Below are 17,519 nucleotides of genomic sequence, written 5' to 3'. Positions count from 1 at the left end.
TTCCAGGCGTTTTACAACGGATCCTGATTTTCCGAAAATGCAACTGAATAACAAATACATATATTCAGGCTGAATACAGCCATGCGAAAACTTAATTCAACTTGCTGGGGCAACCATGTTTACGGGTTATGGGAACTGCTATCGCCTGGATGCGCTAGAGCTGGCCGCTGAACATATAGCACACAAGCAACATTGGACCTATCGAACAATCGAACACTTCAAGCACCTTCTCGCCAACCCCGACTTTCCCTGCCTTTTCGGCCGCAAGGCCGTAACCGCCAAGACCTGCCATATCGTTTTCGCCCGTGCCAGCCAACTGGCCGAGGATATTGCCCGTGGCCTCGACGGCTATGTCCGCACCATCGAGCCCATCCCGGTGAAACAACGTATCGGCAGCCCACTGCTGGCATTCCTGGAAACCACTGGCGACAGCACTCTGGCCGAACAACAGGCCCTGGCCTGGTCGGTGCTCCAGCAGGTCCATGAACAGGACCGCCAGCCCTGGCCGCAAACGGTGCCGACCGACCCGCACGACCCCCAGTGGTCGTTCTGCTTTGCCGGCATGCCCTTGTTCATCAACATGAGTTTCCCCGCCCACCAGTTGATGAAGAGCCGCAACCTGGGCGATGCCATCGTATTCGTGATCAACCCGCGGGAGAGCTTCGATGAAGTGGCCAGCGCGGATACGGAAAGCGGCAAGCGCATCCGCGAACGTATTCGTGAGCGGGTACGCCATTACAACGACGGCATCATGCCCGACACCCTCGGCTTCTTTGGCCAGGACGACAACTTCGAATGGCAACAGTACCAACTGCAGGAGCCGGGTTCATCGGTTCCGCCACGCTGCCCATTCCACGCCCACGCAACGCCTGACACCTGATCGAGAACTGAACGTGAATACCGCACTGACTGCCACCTATGCCCTCACCGTCCTGCTGCTGATCGCCACACCCGGCCCCGTGGTCGCGCTGATCGTCAATACCGCCGCCGCGTCCGGCTCGCGCAAGGCCCTGTTCACCGCCGTGGGTACCAACTGGGCTTCGCTGGTCCTGATCGCCGCTGCGGCCTGGATCATCATGACCAGCGCCTCGGTCGACAAGGCCTGGCTCAGCGGCATGAGCCTGCTGGGTTGCCTGTTCATCGGCTACATCGCCGTGGGCACGCTCAAGGAGGCGCTGCACGCCCCGACCGGCGACGCCGACGCAGCAGAAACAGCGCCTCCCGCACGCGGCGGCCTGTGGCACGGTTTCATGGTGGGCATCTCCAACCCCAAGGACATCATCTTCTTCATCTCGTTCTTCCCGCAATTCATCCAGATCACCGAGTCCTTCGAGAAGAGCATGGTGGTGCTGTCACTGCTGTGGATCGCCATCGACTTCGCCGTGCTCAGCCTCTACATCTTCGCCATCGGCAAGATCGCCTCGCAACGCAACAACCGCCTTATCACCCTGGCCTCCGGTGTCGCCCTGCTGCTGATCGCAGGCGTGGGCCTGGCCTACAACCTCCAGGAACTGACGAACTGAGCCGAACGCGGCCCCGGCCGTCCGACAGCAGGTTTTGACTTAAAGGAACTCCCATGAGACCGATCGACAAGTCAGCAGCGGACGCCTTCAGCGATACCATCCCCCTGCCGAGGGAGTACCAGCGCTTCCTCCTGCTCGGCGGCCGGCGCGCACCGCAGACCCTGTATGCCCACGAGCGAGGCTACCGCTCCGGGACCATCAACACCGATGCCCTGGGCTTTCGCTACAGCCACTTGGCGGGCAAGCGGTTCTCGGTGGCCGAATGCGGCGGAGCGGCCCGGGTCAACCTGCTGGTAGGAGGCTCCACCGCCCTGGGCATCGGTGCCAGTTCCGACGAGCATACAGTCGCTTCCTACCTGTCGATGCTCACCGGCGAAGTCTGGCTGAGCCTGGCCAGCTGCGGGCACAATGCCACCCAGGAGCTGATGATGTTCCTAGTCCATCAGCACCGCTTCGGCCAGATTGGCCACGTGGTGGTGCTCAGTGGTCTCAACACCCTTGCCCAGGAAACCCTGGGCGAAGCCCTGTCCGGAGAACACAATCACCCGCGCGCCAGGGCCTACCTGGACTTTCTCGACACCTTCAACGAAGGGGTGCAGCCAGTCGCTGACGAACGTCCTGACCCACTCTGGAAGCGCCTACGCCAGGCGCTGGCCCCCACACCTCCCAGCCCAGCCCTGGCAGTCGACCAACTGCCGGCGCCGGACAAGCGCCTGATCCGCGCCGCCGATAGTATCGGTCGCACCCTGCGGCAATGGGAATGCCTGCTGGCCGATAGCCATGCCACCCTCACCTTCATTCTTCAACCCTTGCTGCCCTGGTGCCGAGAAACACCGCCCGCAGGCGAGCAGGCCATGCTGGACGCCCTGGCACGGCAACAGGGTAATTTCGACCGCTTGCTGAGTGGGGTGCTCGAAAGCTCGCTGCACATGGCGTTCTTTCGCCGGATCAAGAGCCAGGCCGAGCCAGTGCCCTGCTACGACATGAACACCATGCTCAGCAGTTCGCCGGTGTTTGGCGAAAACCTGTTCGTCGACCGCCAGCATTTCAACGACCTGGGCAACAACGCCCTGGCCAAGGTGATCACCGCCAAGCTGGGATTGGCGCAGGAAAAATACGCCAATCGCAAGGTCACACCCATCAAGCTCGTCTGACATTGCAGGAAGTGGCTTTCGGCATACGGCCGAGCATGGCTAGAATAACGCCTCAGAGCTCCTGCTATGCCTGAGACACACGACCACCAGCCATGAACATCGAAGTGACCTGCCAGTGCCCGATCGCCAACCGCATTCCGCACATACAAAAGGCCGTTCCGTGAGCCGTAGCCAGGTACTGCCCGCCGTACTCATGGCCCTGGTACCGCTCACCGGGCAGGCGCTGGACGTGCGCATCGACCCCCACGCCGACCTCCTTTACCGTCAGGCACTGCCCTTGCTGGAGAAGGTCGACGCCCAAGATGAAACAAACCTGCTGCGCACGGCCGAGGACGACCCGGAGTTGAGCCGCCAGGGCCAGGCCATGTCTCGCACCCTGCCCACAGCCGTGGCGCTGCTGAAAAAGTCGGTCGCCCTCGGCCACCCGGTGGCCCAGTACCGCCTGGCGCTCTACTACATGACCTACTTGCCGGCCAGTCAGATTCCCGATGCCGCCTGCCCCCTGCTCGAGGCCAGTCTCAAACAGGGCTTTGCTCCGCCGGCGCCAGCCATTGCCACCTGGTGCCCCCCCTACAGCGCCAGCCAGGCCTACCGCGACGCACTGGAATCCATCCCGGGCATGGCCACCCTCTACGCGCCCTACTACCCACAGCCGGCCGTACGCCTGGCGTGCAGCCGCACCCGTCCACAAGGCCTGGAACTGCAGTGGGGTCGCCAGCGCGACTACCAGGCCGAGGTCTATCGGCTGCTTGGCGACCTGGTTCCGCAACAACGTCAGGCCCTGCTGCAAAAAGCCGTGGAAATCAACGGCTGCGCGGCGGCACAGCAACGTTTGCTGAGCAATCACTGACTTGCCCCTGGCTTGAGCAAGATCGTTCAAGCCAGCCACTGTTGCCTCTGGCATGCTGGCCTTCCTTCTCCACTTGCCGTTGTCGCCATGTCCAGTCCCCCCTTCGCCCGCCAAGCCTTCGTCCATGGCGCCATCGCCATTCTGCCGCTGTCCCTGGCCGTCGCCCCCTGGGGCTTGCTGGCGGGCTCCATGGCCATCGAGGCCAACCTCAGCCCCTGGGAAGGCCAGGGCCTGTCTGCCATTGTCTTTGCCGGCGCCGCACAACTGGTGGCCATTGGCATGCTCAAGGGTGGCGCCAACCTGTTCTCTATCCTCCTGACCACCCTGCTGCTGACCTCCCAGCACTTGCTCTACGGCCTGTCCATGCGCCCGGTGCTATCCAGCCAACCCTTGCGTTGGCGGCTGGGCCTGGGCTTCCTGTTGACCGACGAGTTCTTCGCCCTGACCAGCCGTTATGACCAGCAGCAGTTCAACCGCTGGTACGCCTTGGGTGTCGGCCTGACCTTCTACGTGGCCTGGAACCTGTTCACCTTGGCCGGCATCCTGCTCGGCCAGAACATTCCGCACTTGGACCAACTGGGCCTGGACTTCTCCATCGTCGCGACCTTCGTCGCACTGATCGCCCCCCTGGTGCGCAACCTGGCAACCGTGGTGTGCGTGGCGGTCTCATTGTTCTGCTCGGTGCTGTTCAGTTACTGGCATTGGGAAATCGCCCTGGTACTGGCCGGCCTGCTGGGCATGAGCGCGGGGTTTCTCTGTCAGAAGCTCTGCGGAGGGCGGCCATGATCTTCCTGCTGATCCTCGGCATGGGCCTGGTGGTCTTCCTCAACCGCTACGCCTTTCTCGAACCACGCCTGCCCCTGCGCCTGAGCTCCAATGCCCGGCAGTTCCTCGGCTTCGCAGTGCCCGGCATGCTCACAGCGATCTGCGGGCCGATCATCTTCCTGCCTGGACAGCAGCTCGACCTCAGACTAGGCAACCCCTATCTGCTCGGTTCGCTGGTGGCCATCGCACTGGTGCTGTTGACCCGCAGCGTCCTGCTGAGCATGCTGGTGAGCATGGTGATCTTCTTTCTCTTGCGCAGTTGGATGAGCGGCACCCCATGACCGCGTCCCTGCGTGAACAGACCCGCCTCTGGCAGGCCCCAGCCCTGGGCGATATCGAGTTGCTGCATGCACGCTACGTGCAGCAGCGCTTCGCCCCACACGTGCACGAAGGCTATGTGTTCACCATCATCGAATCCGGGGCCCAGCGTTTCTGGCACCGAGGCAGCGAGCACCTGGCGCCGGTCGGCAGCATGGTACTGATCAACCCCGATGAACCGCACACCGGCGCCAAGGCCCATGAACAAGGCTGGCGCTACCGGGGCTTCTATCCGGAGCAGGAAAGAGTCACCGGCGTACTCGACGAACTTGAACTCAAGCGCACCGGACTGCCCCGCTTCCAGGCCAGCGTATTGCACGACCCATCGCTGGCCGCGGCTTTCAGCCACCTGCACCAATTGGCCGAATCCGGCGCCAGCGCCTTGGAACAGCAAACCGCCTGGCGCGAAGCCGTGCTAGCCCTGGTGCAACGCCACGCTCACGCTGGCGAAGCCCGCGCGCCAGGCCATGAACCGCTGGCGGTGGCTCGGGCGCGGGAACTGCTCGACAGCCAACTGGCCGCCCCACCCTCTCTGGAGGCCCTGGCGGCAGCCGTCAACCTCTCGCCCTTCCACTTCGCCCGGGTATTCCGCCAAGCCACCGGCCTGCCACCCCATGCCTGGCTCAAGCAGCGCCGCCTGGGCCGGGCCCGCGAGTTGCTGAAAAGCGGCCGACCGGCCGCCGAAGTGGCCTTCACCCTGGGCTTTGCCGACCAGAGCCACCTCAACCGACAGTTCAAACAGGCCTATGGCGTGACCCCAGGAGCGTATCGGCAGGCCTGCTTTGGTGAGATCGCCGGCTAGCGGTGCTGGGTTCTTCAGCACCCTCAAGATCCCCCCCGGCAACCCGTGAAGCACCAAATAAATGGGCCTTGAAGTCATGAATGGACTCAGCAGGTGACAACCCCAAAGACTGCTACACTGACAGGGCTGAACGGAGGATCCTGCCATGTCCGCAAAAGAGCTCACCACCCTCCTGTCGCTGATCAACCAGCGCCAAGCCCGCCTGACCAGCGCCTGCAAAGAGATTGCCGACTGGATCGACCGGCAGGGCGATGTGCCTGCTGCCGGCAAGATCCGTGACAGCCTCAAGGCCGTCGAGGCCGATGAGGCACAAGTCAGGAAGACCTTGACCTCGCTGAATACAGACCGGCCGTTGCCGCGTTTTCGCTGAACGGCACGCACACTCCACTATCGGCGCCTATTTGGCGCCGATAGTGCATTTGGTTGCATGAAGAGGTGTGAGGCGGGACTTGCTCCAATGCCAATCAGCGCAAGTCGGGGTAGGCGCGTTGACGGCCAGGATCAGTGCATATGTGCGTGATCGTGGCCGGCTCCAGCGGTCAGCGGGCGCACTGGCGCCAGGACTTCAAGTGTCTGCTTTTCGCCCTTGGCGTCTTCGATGGTCAAGGTCAACGGCACCTGCTCGCCTTCCTTCACCTGATTGACCAGGCCCATCAGCATCACGTGGTAACCGTTGGGGTCCAGGCTCACCGGTTTGCCGGCCGGCAGGTCGACGCTGGCCACCTCCTTCATGCCCATCACGTCACCGTTCATGGTCATCGCATGGATCTGCACGGTCTTGGCGACCGGCGAAGCGACACTGAGCAGTTTGCTGTCGCTGCTGGCAGTCAGGGTCATGAAGGCACCGGTGGCCTGCTGGTGCGGTACGCTGGCCCGTACCCAGGCATCGCTGACGGTGGTCTCGGCCAGAGCCGGCAGGGCCAGGCCCAGCAGGGCCAGAGCCGCCAGACCACGCTTGAAGGGTTGGATCGAGAAAGCCATTAACAGATCTCCATGAGGGTAAGCAGGTCTTCGGTGCACTCCTTGGCGTTCAGGGAATGCCCCAGGCTCAAGCGCAACGTGCCCCGGGAATCGTAGACATAGCTGGTGGACGAATGGGAGATGGTGTAGGTGTCTCCCGCCGGAACCTTCTCGTAGAACACCTTGAACTCCTTGGCCACGGCGTCGATCTCTTCCGGCGTGCCAGTCAGCGCGGTGAAGGACGGATCGAAGGCCTTGACATAGGCATCGAGCACTTCAGGAGTGTCGCGTTCAGGGTCGAGGGTGATGAACACCACTTGCAGGAAACCGGCGTCACGCCCCATCAGCTTCTTGATCTGCGCGGCCCGCGCCAGGGTGGTCGGGCAAACAGCCGGGCACTGGGTGAAACCGAAGAAGATCATTGGCATCGAGCCATAGAAGCTCGACAGGGTGCGGACGTTGCCTTTGGAGTCCTTGAGCTTGAAAGAGCGGCCGAGGATCTCGTTGCTCATGTTCTTGCCGTACTTGAACTCCAGGCCACGGGCCGGGCTGCAGCCGGCCAACAGCCCAAGCCCCAGGACACCCATCCCGGCGACGACCGCGCGCCGGGTCAGTAAATCGGTCATGTAACCATCCTTTGAAGGGAAGGCGCCGGCCCTTGGGCAGGGCCGGACGAAAATCCGGGGCATTCTGGCATGACACCCCCTGCTCATCCAGCGCAGGACGGCCCATACGTCTGCAAGCCCTGGATTTCGGGCTGCGTCTTGTTGTCGCAGGGGTTGAACAAGTAACGTTTTGTTGCTCCACGTCACAATACGGCACGTATCCTGCTTCCTGCGCGGGACCGCAGCCTATGCTGCGCCTTTTGTAACATCACACAAGGAATCGTGCCGTGTTCAAACCTCTTGCCCTCGCGGCTTGCCTGGGCTGCGCTCTGCTCCCCCTGCCGGTCAGCGCCTACGAATATGGCGAGTACGCCAGTCCTACCCTGGAGCGCCTGATCACCGACTACCCCGGCCGCTACCGCGGCACCGCCAATTTTGCCGGTGCCAGCGACCTGATGGAGTCGCGCCTGGGCTTCGGCTACCAGACACGACGCCAGGACTTCACCTGGGCTGGCGACCGCAGTTCGCAGAACGTCATCGCTTCAGCCGCCGGCAGCCAAAGCACCTATGTGGTGCTCGGCGCTCACTTCGACACCTACTACGGTCGCCCCACCCTGCAAGGTCTGGACGACAATGCCTCGGGCGCAGCGGTGCTCACCGAGGTAGCGCGCAACCTTGGCGGCCTGGCCTTGGAAAACGGCCTGGAAGTGGTCGCCTTCGGCGCCGAGGAAGAGGGCCTGCGCGGCTCGCGCGCCTATGTCGAGTCGCTCGACGACAGCCAACGGGCCAACTTACTGGGGATGATCAACCTGGACAGCTTGGTCACTGGCGACAAGATGTACGCCCACGCCGGCAGCGACAGCGTGGCTAACCCTGCCCTGGTCGCCTACCGTGACCAACTCATGCGCATCGCCCGCGAGCTCGACATCCCACTGTTCAGCAACCCCGGCCTGAACCCCCACTACCCGGCCGGCACAGGCTGCTGCAGCGATGGCGAGAGCTTCGAGGGGCTGAATGTGCCGGTGTTGTTCATCGAGGCGACCAACTGGGAACTGGGCGACCTGGACGGCTACCAGCAGACCGACAACCCAGCGATTCCCGGCGGTTCGACCTGGCACGACCCGGCCTTGGACAACCAGGAGGTACTCACCGATGCCCTGGGTCAGGCGCGTATCGACCAGCGTATGCGTGACTTCTCACGGCTGCTGACCCGCCTGGTGCTGGAGCTGACCAACGCCGACCTGCTCGCCTCGACCGCCTCCGGTGGCGCGCTGGCACGGCAGATGGAAGACCAGTTGCAGCGCCAGCACCTGGCCCTGACCCGCCTGCACGACCGCCGCTGGCTGAGCCTGCTCGGTAGTACACGCAGCGTCGGCAGCTTCGACGGCGAGCTCGGCGCCGAGGGCGAGTACACGCCCGACAGTGGCTTCGATGCCCCCGGTAACCCGGAGTCCAAGCGCCTGGGCGTATTCGGGGTTGGCGATTACCGCCTCAACGATGCTTTGACCCTCGGCGCCAGCCTGAGCCTGCAGCGCAACCGCGACTCGCTCGACCATGGCGGGCGTATCGAGGGCGATACCTGGCAACTGGGCTTGTTCGCCCTGTTCAACGATGGCGGGCCACAATGGCTGGCCACAGAGCTGAGTGCCGGGCATACCCGCTTCGACAGCAAGCGCTCGGTGTTCATCCAAGCCGACGGCGGCCCGGTGCTGCTTGATCAGCGCCTGTCCGGCGACACTTCGGCCTGGTCCTGGGGTGCCCGCCTGGAAGGTGGCTACGATTTCGACCTAGGCGCAGTGAAGACCGGCCCCCTGGCGGGCCTGGACTACCAGCACTATCGCATCGACGGCTTCCATGAAGACCAAGACCTGCGCACCGCGCTGGACTTCGAGAAACAGAACTACGACGCTCTGGAAGCCAGCCTTGGCTGGCGCCTGCACGGCAGCCTGGCCCTGGGCTCGGGCATGGCCCTGCGGCCTTACGCCAGCGTGCGCTGGGTACGCGAACTGGCCGATGGCCGCCTGGACGACATCGCCCTGCGCAGCCATGCCGACGGGCGTGTGCGGGTAGCGCAGATGGGCGCGGTAGACAAGAGCTTCGGCCGGGCGCAGTTGGGGGTGCAGTGGGCCTTTGGCGAACAGTTGGGCGTCTATGCGGAGGCGAACAGTCGCTTCGCGCACAGCGAGGGCAATCAGGCGGGGTATACGCTTGGGGTGCAGTGGTTGTTCTGAGGTGGCGCAGGCAGGGCCGCTATACGCGGCCCATCGCCAGCTGCCGCTGGCTCCTACACCCAGACTGGGGAAGACGCCGACTTAGTAGTAGGCGTTTTCCTTCTGCGAATGGTCGGTCACGTCACGCACGCCCTTGAGCTCGGGGATACGCTCGAGCAGGGTACGTTCGATACCCTCCTTCAAGGTCACGTCGGCCTGGCCGCAGCCCTGGCAACCACCCCCGAACTGCAGCACGGCGATGCCGTCCTCGACCACGTCGATCAGGCTGACCTGGCCGCCGTGGCTAGCCAGGCCCGGGTTGATCTCGGTCTGCAGGTAGTAGTTGATGCGCTCGTTGATCGGGCTGTCGGCGTTGACCATCGGCACTTTGGCGTTCGGCGCCTTGATGGTCAGCTGGCCACCCATGCGGTCGGTGGCGTAGTCAACCAGCGCGTCCTCCAGGAAGGGCTCGCTGACCGAGTCGATGTAGGCGGTGAAGCTCTTCAGGCCCAGAGCGACGTCCTCGGGCTTCTCCTCGCCCGGCTTGCAGTAGGCGATGCAAGTCTCGGCGTACTGGGTGCCCGGCTGGGTAATGAAAATGCGGATGCCGATACCCGGGGTGTTCTGCTTGGAGAGCAGATCAGCCAGGTAATCATGGGCGGCGTCAGTAATGGTTATAGCGCTCATGGAAGTTCCTCTCAGACATGCCGGCAAGTTTACGCCAACCTGGCCCTTGAACAAAGTCCTAGTATTTGACTCGGGAAAGCGCCAGCTCAGCCCGCTGTACCAGCCGCGCCTCGTACCAGGCACTAAGGCGTCGGTACATTCCACGCTCCAACCACAGGTAGCTGAACCAGGACGCCACGCCGATCAGTGGTACGCAAAGCGCGAACACCGCATAGGGGTTGAGCTTCAGGCGCTGGCTGGCCAACCAGGCGCTCCACAGCACTAGAACGTGGATCAGGTACACCGAGTAGGAGCAGTCGCCCAGGGCCTTGAGCGCCCGATTGCCCTTGAAGTACGGCTCCAGGGAAACGCAGGCCAGCACGATCATCGCGCTCGGCAGGCCCCAGTGCAGCAAGCGTGCCGAGGCATCGAGGTGATAGATGGCATAGCTAGCGGCGGCCAGCACGGCCAGCGGCAGCCAAAGACCTTCGATGATCAAGCCACGGCGGTACAACACACCGATGACGATGCCCAGGAGGAATTCGTAGATGATGTTATTGCCGTAGAAATGGCTGAGCAGCCCGAAACGGCTGAGCACTTCGCTGGCGAGCAACAAGGCCGCGGTCACCAACCACAGGTGATGCCGCTGGCGGACCAGGAACACCAGGGAAAACAGCAGATAGAAGAACATCTCGAAGTTCAGTGTCCAGCCGACGTTGAGGGTCGGATACATGCCATAGCCGCCCGGGTTCTGCGCCGGAATGAACAGCAGTGAGAACAGGAAATGCTGCCATTCGATGGTCTGGTGCGGCATCCATTGGCTGGCGCTGAGTAGCAACAAGCCCATCAAGGCGGTGTAGAACCAGTACGCGGGAACGATGCGCAGCACTCGGTTGAGCAGGAAACGTTGCGGCGCGATGTTTTTGTCGCGGCTCGAAAGGTAGATCACCAGCCCGCTGATGACGAAGAAGATGTCGACACCGACGGCGCCTCGATCAGAGAGAAATTGCCCAATAGGGTCGGTTGCATGGAAGTCGAAGAAGATCTGCATGAAGTGGTGGCAGACCACCACCCAGGCGGCGAGCGCCCGCAGTGCCTGAAGCGAATACAACATTGGTTTTCCCGCGTGTCTTGGTGCATTCAGGCCCCGTTGTCGCACTGTTGCGAGTGCTTCGCACCCGGTCGCGACGCTAGGCCGCCCCCACCAGCCCCAACAGATTCAGTGAACCCGCGCTGGACTGTGGGAGCGATCTTGCGTCGCTATGGGCTGCAACGCAGCCCCAAGTGGCAATGACAGGACCGCCCGTGCACTGGGACCGCAGGATGCCGGGAAAGGTCAGGCGATTTTCCCGGCGCTCGTCACTCAGAGGTTTTCGTAGCGGTTCATGTCCAGCACACCGGCCTCCACCGGCTCGGTTTCCTTGATGTAGGTGTTCAGGTCATGGAAGTACTGCCAGAACTGCGGATGGCTGCGGCGCACCCCCCACCGCTGGACGATGCGTTCGAACTTCGCGGTGTCGTCACGGGCCGCCTCCATGTCCTCGACGAACTCCGGCACATCGTCCGTCGGGATGTTGAACATGAAGTTCGGATAGCTGCTCAGCACCCCGGGGTACAGGGTCAGGGTGTCCAGGCCTGGCTGGTAGCGATAGGCCTCGCCGAGCATGAAGGCCACGTTGCTGTGGGCGCGGTTGCGCAGCAGGCTGTAGACCTGGCGCTGGCCGCCCTGCCCTTCGATGCGCAGCATGGTCGCCTCGGGCAACTGGTTGATCACCCTCAGCCCCGCGGCCGGGCGCGACACCAGTCGGCTCAGTGACTGCTCGGCGTCACGGAATTCAGCACTCATTTCCGGACGCGAGCAATAGGCACCGACGCAACGGTTGATCGGGTCTGGAGCAGCGTTCAGGCTGCCAGTGCGCTTGAGCAGCTTGAGGCCGAAGTCGCGCTTGGGGTTGCGCTCGTCGAGCGTCAACGCACTTGGCGTGCTGGTGTCGATGTCCTCGTAGTCCAGCCACATCTTCACCTTGCCGCTGTTCTGGTACCAATCGCTGAGGATCGCGCCGCGCTTGTCGGCCGGCATCAGGCGCAGGAAGTTGACCTCGGCACCATTGCGGATCAGGTCGAAGTACAGACGGGTCTGGGCTTGGTGCGAAACGTTGCCGAACACATCGAAGTTGACCGCCAGTTGGTAGTAGGTGCGCTCGAACAGCGGGTAGTCGAACAGCCACATCGTCAGCGGCACATCACCGATCAGGCCCTTGCTCACCGAAGCACTGTCGAAGTGACGGAAGATGGTCAGCAGCGCATTGTCGTTGCCGGCCCAAAGGGTCGACCAGCTTGGCGCTGGCATGTCGGCATAGGCTTCGCGGCGCAGTTTCTCGTACTCGTTGCGCTTGTCGCGGTAGGCATGCCACAGGGTCAGAATGCTGCCGACGTTATCGATCTGCCCCGGCATGGCCAGCAACGGCGTGGCTTGACCACGGTACTGGGCGTCCGTGATGTAGCGGTCGTGGGCCGGCTCCTGGAACAGCGCCCAGAAGTTGTCGCGAATCACGTCGGTGGCGATCTGGCCACGGCACACCGGGCCACGGATGAAGGTGCGCACGAAGTATTCGGCGTTGTCCAGCATGAACTGGTAGCGAGCCACCGCCGGGATCGCCTCGAAGGTCTCGAAGGGGTTGGCGCGATGGTTCGGGCCATAGCCCGGCAAGGAGGTGGCGTGCCAGTCGCCGCTGTAGAACAACTGCTTCACGCGCTTGAGCTTCTGCGGCCCCATCGGGTAGGTGATGTGGGTCTTGTGCACGATCACACCCTGCACCGGCATCAGGCGATAGTAAAAGTCGGTGCCCGGCGGGTCGTTCGGGCGGCGCGTGGCGATCAGGTCGATCGGTTGCCCGCTCGGCGTACGTGAACGCACCCACTGGAAGAAGTGGCCCTGCTCACCGCCGACGAAATAGATATGGGCCAGGAACAGGTGCTCGTACAACCAGCGACCGACCAAGGCCTCGGTGGAGCCCGGCCGGTTGAGCAGCGCCTCCCATTCGGCGATCTGCTTCGCCTCGCTGGCACTCGGCTGGATCGGCTCGTGCTCGACCGGCGCGCCAGCGGCCAGCCAGCGCTGCAAGGTCTGGTACTGGGCGTCGGTCAGGCCAGTGACGGCCAGCGGCATGCCTTCCTTCGGGTGGGCGCCGGCGTAGGCGTCGAACTCGTGGGGCTGCGGGCACATGTTGTCGCGGTTCAGGCCCAGGACGATCTCCTCGGGCAGCTTGGCGTTGGCTTCGAGCGGCGTCTTGTGACCCAGCTCGAGCATACGAGCCATGAGCGCCGCCTGGCTGCCCTGGTTGTCGAGCACCGAGTAGAAGCCCTTCTTGCGCCAGGCCTCTTCGCCCTGGGCGTCATAGAACAGGCGCGTGGTAGGCACCGCCTGGCTGCGGTCGCCCTGGTACACCGGGACCTTGGAAGCACCGCGCTCGACACCTTCGGCACTGCCCAGGTTGAGCTGGCAGGCCGCGTCGTTGCAGGCGTGGCAGGCCACGCATTTCTCGGTGAAGATCGGTTGGATGTCCCGGGTGTAAGAAATCGCCGAGCTGGATTGGGGGGCTTGCCCCAACGCCGCGCCACTGATGAGCAGGGCGAAGGCGCCGGCAAGTAAACGATGCACCATGTGCAGAATGTCCTGATTCTTGAAGGCTATCACGATTGCTACCTGTCCTTGGCGGGTGCGTCAACATGAATGAAATTCATGTAAATTAGCCGCGTGCCTAAAAAGCGCGCAGCTTTGTTATCATTCCGCACCTTCTGTTTTTTGCCCGACCAGGTAGTCCTATGTCTGACCGCAGCGCTCGTTACCAAGCACTTCAGCAAGCACTCAAGGAGCGCATACTGATCCTCGATGGCGGCATGGGTACTATGATCCAGAGCTACCGCCTGGAGGAACACGACTATCGTGGCACGCGCTTCGCCGATTGGCCAAGCGATGTGAAAGGCAACAACGACCTGCTGCTGCTCAGCCGCCCGGACGTCATCGCCGCCATCGAGAAGGCCTACCTGGACGCTGGCGCCGATATCCTCGAGACCAACACCTTCAACGCCACGCAGATTTCCCAGGCCGACTACGGCATGGAATCGCTGGTCTACGAGCTGAACGTCGAGGGCGCGCGCATCGCCCGCCAGGTGGCCGACGCCAAGACCCTCGAGACCCCCGACCGGCCGCGCTTCGTCGCCGGCGTGCTCGGCCCCACCAGCCGCACCTGCTCGATCTCCCCGGACGTCAACGACCCCGGCTATCGTAACGTCACCTTCGACGAACTGGTGGAGAACTACATCGAGGCCACTCGTGGCCTGATCGAAGGCGGCGCGGACCTGATCCTGATCGAAACCATCTTCGACACCCTCAACGCCAAGGCGGCGATCTTCGCCGTACAGCAGGTGTTCGAAGACGACGGTGTCGAGCTGCCGATCATGATCTCCGGGACCATCACCGACGCCTCCGGTCGTACCCTGTCGGGGCAGACCACCGAAGCCTTCTGGAACTCGGTACGCCACGCCAAGCCGATTTCGGTAGGCCTGAACTGCGCCCTCGGCGCCAAGGACCTGCGTCCCTACCTGGAAGAACTGTCGACCAAGGCCGACACCCATGTCTCGGCCCACCCCAACGCCGGCCTGCCGAACGCCTTCGGCGAATACGACGAAACCCCGGCGGAGATGGCCGAAGTAGTCGAGGAATTCGCCGCCAGCGGGTTCCTCAACATCATCGGCGGCTGCTGCGGTACCACGCCGGCGCACATCCAGGCCATCGCCGAAGCCGTGGCCAAGTACAAGCCACGGGTCATCCCGGACATTCCCAAGGCCTGCCGCCTGTCGGGCCTGGAACCCTTCACCATCGACCGCAACTCGCTGTTCGTCAACGTCGGCGAGCGCACCAACATCACCGGCTCCGCCAAGTTCGCCCGGCTGATCCGTGAAGAGAACTACACCGAAGCCCTGGAAGTGGCCCTGCAGCAGGTCGAGGCCGGTGCCCAGGTGATCGACATCAACATGGACGAAGGGATGCTCGACTCCCAGGCTGCCATGGTCCGCTTCCTCAACCTGATCGCCGGCGAGCCAGACATCTCCCGCGTGCCGATCATGATCGACTCCTCCAAGTGGGAAGTGATCGAAGCCGGCCTCAAGTGCATCCAGGGCAAGGGCATCGTCAACTCGATTTCCATGAAGGAAGGCGTCGAAGCCTTCAAGCACCACGCCCGCCTGTGCAAGCGCTACGGCGCCGCGGTGGTGGTGATGGCCTTCGACGAAGTCGGCCAGGCCGATACCGCCGCGCGCAAGCGCGAGATCTGCCAGCGCAGCTATGACATCCTGGTCAACGAAGTCGGCTTCCCGCCGGAAGACATCATCTTCGACCCGAACATCTTCGCCGTCGCCACCGGCATCGAAGAGCACAACAACTATGCCGTGGACTTCATCGAAGCCTGCGCCTACATCCGCGACCACCTGCCCTACGCGCTGACCTCGGGCGGCGTGTCCAACGTGTCGTTCTCCTTCCGTGGCAACAACCCGGTGCGCGAGGCGATCCACTCGGTGTTCCTGTTCCACGCCATCCGCAACGGCCTGACCATGGGCATCGTCAACGCCGGCCAGCTGGAAATCTACGACGAGATCCCGCCGACACTGCGTGACAGGGTCGAAGACGTAGTGCTCAACCGCACGCCTGAAGGCACCGATGCCCTACTGGCCATCGCCGACGACTACAAGGGCGGCGGCGCCACCAAGGAAGTCGAGAACGAGGCCTGGCGTGCCATGCCGGTCGACAAGCGCCTGGAGCACGCCCTGGTCAAAGGCATCACCGCGCACATCGTCGAAGACACCGAAGAGTGCCGCCAGCAATGCGCGCGCCCGATCGAGGTCATCGAAGGCCCGCTGATGAGCGGCATGAACGTGGTCGGCGACCTGTTCGGCGCGGGCAAGATGTTCCTGCCCCAGGTGGTCAAGTCGGCCCGGGTGATGAAGCAGGCCGTGGCCCACCTGATCCCTTTCATCGAGGCCGAGAAAGGCGACAAGCCCGAGGCCAAGGGCAAGATCCTCATGGCCACGGTCAAGGGTGACGTGCATGACATCGGCAAGAACATCGTCGGCGTGGTGCTCGGTTGCAACGGCTACGACATCGTCGACCTGGGCGTGATGGTCCCGGCCGAGAAGATCCTGCAAACCGCCCGCGACGAGAAGTGCGACATCATCGGCCTGTCCGGCCTGATCACCCCGTCGCTGGACGAGATGGTCCACGTCGCCCGCGAGATGCAGCGCCAGGACTTCCACCTGCCACTGATGATCGGCGGCGCCACCACCTCCAAGGCGCACACGGCGGTGAAGATCGAGCCCAAGTACAACAACGACGCCGTGGTCTACGTCACCGACGCCTCGCGCGCGGTGGGCGTGGCCACCCAGTTACTGTCCAAGGAGCTCAAGCCCGGCTTCGTCGAGAAAACACGCCAGGAATACGAACAAGTGCGCGAGCGCACGGCCAACCGCAGCGCCCGCACCGAGCGCCTGAGCTACGCCCAGGCCATCGCCGCCAAGCCGCAGTACGACTGGGCCGGCTACACCCCGGCCGTGCCCAGCTTCACCGGCATCAAGGTGCTCGAAGACATCGACCTGCGCGTACTGGCCGAGTACATCGACTGGACGCCGTTCTTCATCTCCTGGGACCTGGCCGGTAAGTTCCCGCGCATCCTCACCGACGAAGTGGTCGGTGAAGCGGCCACCGCCCTGTACAAGGACGCCCGCGAGATGCTCGACAAGCTGATCGGCGAAAAACTGATCAGCGCCCGCGCTGTGTTCGGCTTCTGGCCAGCCAACCAAGTCAACCACGACGACATCGAGGTCTATGACGAGGATGGCCAGCCACTGGCCACCCTGCACCACCTGCGCCAGCAGACCATCAAGCCGGACAACAAGCCCAACTTCTCCCTGGCCGACTTCGTCGCGCCCAAGGACAGTGGCCTGACCGACTATGTCGGCGGCTTCATCACCACCGCTGGCATCGGCGCAGAGGAAGTGGCCAAGGCCTACCAGGACAAGGGGGACGACTACAACTCGATCATGGTCAAAGCCTTGGCCGACCGCCTGGCCGAAGCCTGCGCCGAGTGGCTGCACGAACGGGTGCGCAAAGAGTACTGGGGCTATGCTCGGGACGAACACTTGGACAACGAAGCGCTGATCAAGGAGCAGTACAGCGGCATCCGCCCTGCCCCGGGCTACCCGGCCTGCCCGGACCATACCGAGAAAGAGACCCTGTTCCGCCTGCTCGACGGCACCGAGATCGGTGAACAAGGGCCCAGCGGCGTGTTCCTCACCGAACACTTCGCCATGTTCCCCACGGCGGCGGTCAGTGGCTGGTACTTCGCCCACCCACAGGCGCAGTACTTCGCCGTGGGCAAGGTCGACAAGGACCAGATCGACAGCTACAGCGCGCGCAAGGAGCAGGATGTGAGCGTGAGCGAGCGCTGGCTGGCGCCGAACCTGGGCTACGAGCAATAAGCTGCAAGCCACAAGCTGCAAGTAGAAGCGAGTGCTAGGCTTTTACTTGCAGCTTATCGCTTGAAACTTGCAG

15 protein-coding genes are annotated in these 17,519 nt (G+C 63.2%); 10 read left to right on the top strand and 5 right to left on the bottom strand.

Going from position 1 to position 17,519, the window contains the following annotated elements; translation table 11 throughout:
- Positions 1-115 precede the first annotated feature (115 nt).
- The 8 genes from ACYU03_RS09765 (at position 116) to ACYU03_RS09730 (ending at position 5,842) form a co-directional block, all read left to right on the top strand.
- A complete protein-coding gene (locus tag ACYU03_RS09765; RefSeq protein WP_461890165.1) occupies positions 116-880 on the top strand; it encodes a YqcI/YcgG family protein in 765 nt (254 codons plus the stop codon).
- Positions 881-893: 13 nt separating this feature from the next.
- Positions 894-1,523: a LysE family translocator gene (locus tag ACYU03_RS09760; RefSeq protein ID WP_461890163.1), complete on the top strand. Its 630-nt coding sequence runs from the start codon at positions 894-896 to the stop codon at positions 1,521-1,523.
- Between the two features lie 53 nt (positions 1,524-1,576).
- Complete coding sequence (locus ACYU03_RS09755) at positions 1,577-2,677, top strand: hypothetical protein (protein WP_461890161.1); 1,101 nt, start codon at positions 1,577-1,579, stop codon at positions 2,675-2,677.
- A 193-nt stretch (positions 2,678-2,870) separates the two neighbouring features.
- Positions 2,871-3,527, top strand: coding sequence for a sel1 repeat family protein (locus tag ACYU03_RS09750; RefSeq protein WP_461891433.1), 657 nt, complete (start codon positions 2,871-2,873; stop codon positions 3,525-3,527).
- Between the two features lie 87 nt (positions 3,528-3,614).
- On the top strand, positions 3,615-4,313 hold the full coding sequence (locus ACYU03_RS09745) for an AzlC family ABC transporter permease (protein WP_461890159.1): 699 nt from the start codon (positions 3,615-3,617) through the stop codon (positions 4,311-4,313).
- Positions 4,310-4,633, top strand: coding sequence for an AzlD domain-containing protein (locus ACYU03_RS09740; RefSeq protein ID WP_461890157.1), 324 nt, complete (start codon positions 4,310-4,312; stop codon positions 4,631-4,633). The genes ACYU03_RS09745 and ACYU03_RS09740 overlap by 4 nt, the downstream gene beginning before the upstream one ends.
- Positions 4,630-5,472 carry an AraC family transcriptional regulator gene (locus ACYU03_RS09735; protein ID WP_461890156.1) on the top strand — a complete coding sequence of 281 codons (843 nt, stop codon included), beginning with the start codon at positions 4,630-4,632 and terminating at the stop codon, positions 5,470-5,472. The genes ACYU03_RS09740 and ACYU03_RS09735 overlap by 4 nt, the downstream gene beginning before the upstream one ends.
- A gap of 145 nt (positions 5,473-5,617) precedes the next feature.
- Entirely contained in the window at positions 5,618-5,842 is a 225-nt protein-coding gene (locus ACYU03_RS09730) for a hypothetical protein (protein WP_461890154.1), read from the top strand.
- 131 nt (positions 5,843-5,973) lie between these two features.
- Here ACYU03_RS09730 and ACYU03_RS09725 read toward each other — a convergent pair whose 3' ends face one another.
- Both ACYU03_RS09725 and ACYU03_RS09720 read right to left on the bottom strand, forming a co-directional pair.
- Positions 5,974-6,453 (bottom strand): copper chaperone PCu(A)C, encoded by a 480-nt coding sequence (locus tag ACYU03_RS09725; RefSeq protein WP_461890152.1) that lies wholly within the window; start codon positions 6,451-6,453, stop codon positions 5,974-5,976.
- Positions 6,453-7,058, bottom strand: a complete 606-nt coding sequence (locus ACYU03_RS09720; protein WP_461890150.1) for an SCO family protein — start codon at positions 7,056-7,058, stop codon at positions 6,453-6,455. Before ACYU03_RS09720 ends, ACYU03_RS09725 begins: the two co-directional genes overlap by 1 nt.
- 266 nt (positions 7,059-7,324) lie before the next feature.
- On the opposite strand from ACYU03_RS09720, the gene ACYU03_RS09715 reads away from it, so the two are divergent.
- Positions 7,325-9,268, top strand: coding sequence for an autotransporter outer membrane beta-barrel domain-containing protein (locus ACYU03_RS09715; protein WP_461890149.1), 1,944 nt, complete (start codon positions 7,325-7,327; stop codon positions 9,266-9,268).
- A gap of 81 nt (positions 9,269-9,349) precedes the next feature.
- Here ACYU03_RS09715 and nfuA read toward each other — a convergent pair whose 3' ends face one another.
- From nfuA to ACYU03_RS09700, 3 genes are all read right to left on the bottom strand, one after another.
- On the bottom strand, positions 9,350-9,934 hold the full coding sequence (gene nfuA, locus ACYU03_RS09710) for a Fe-S biogenesis protein NfuA (RefSeq protein ID WP_461890148.1): 585 nt from the start codon (positions 9,932-9,934) through the stop codon (positions 9,350-9,352).
- Positions 9,935-9,992: 58 nt separating this feature from the next.
- Positions 9,993-11,027: an acyltransferase family protein gene (locus tag ACYU03_RS09705; protein ID WP_461890146.1), complete on the bottom strand. Its 1,035-nt coding sequence runs from the start codon at positions 11,025-11,027 to the stop codon at positions 9,993-9,995.
- Between the two features lie 249 nt (positions 11,028-11,276).
- The gene (locus tag ACYU03_RS09700; RefSeq protein WP_461890144.1) at positions 11,277-13,577 is read right to left on the bottom strand and encodes a fatty acid cis/trans isomerase; all 2,301 of its coding nucleotides are present in this window, start codon (positions 13,575-13,577) and stop codon (positions 11,277-11,279) included.
- Positions 13,578-13,738: 161 nt separating this feature from the next.
- Here ACYU03_RS09700 and metH point away from each other — a divergent pair, with 161 nt between their 5' ends.
- Positions 13,739-17,446, top strand: a complete 3,708-nt coding sequence (gene metH, locus ACYU03_RS09695; RefSeq protein ID WP_461890142.1) for a methionine synthase — start codon at positions 13,739-13,741, stop codon at positions 17,444-17,446.
- Positions 17,447-17,519: the final 73 nt, after the last annotated feature.

Source organism: Pseudomonas sp. X10 (assembly GCF_054889225.1).
Note: the sequence above shows the minus strand (reverse complement) of the source record. Positions and strands in the feature narration are given on the sequence as shown.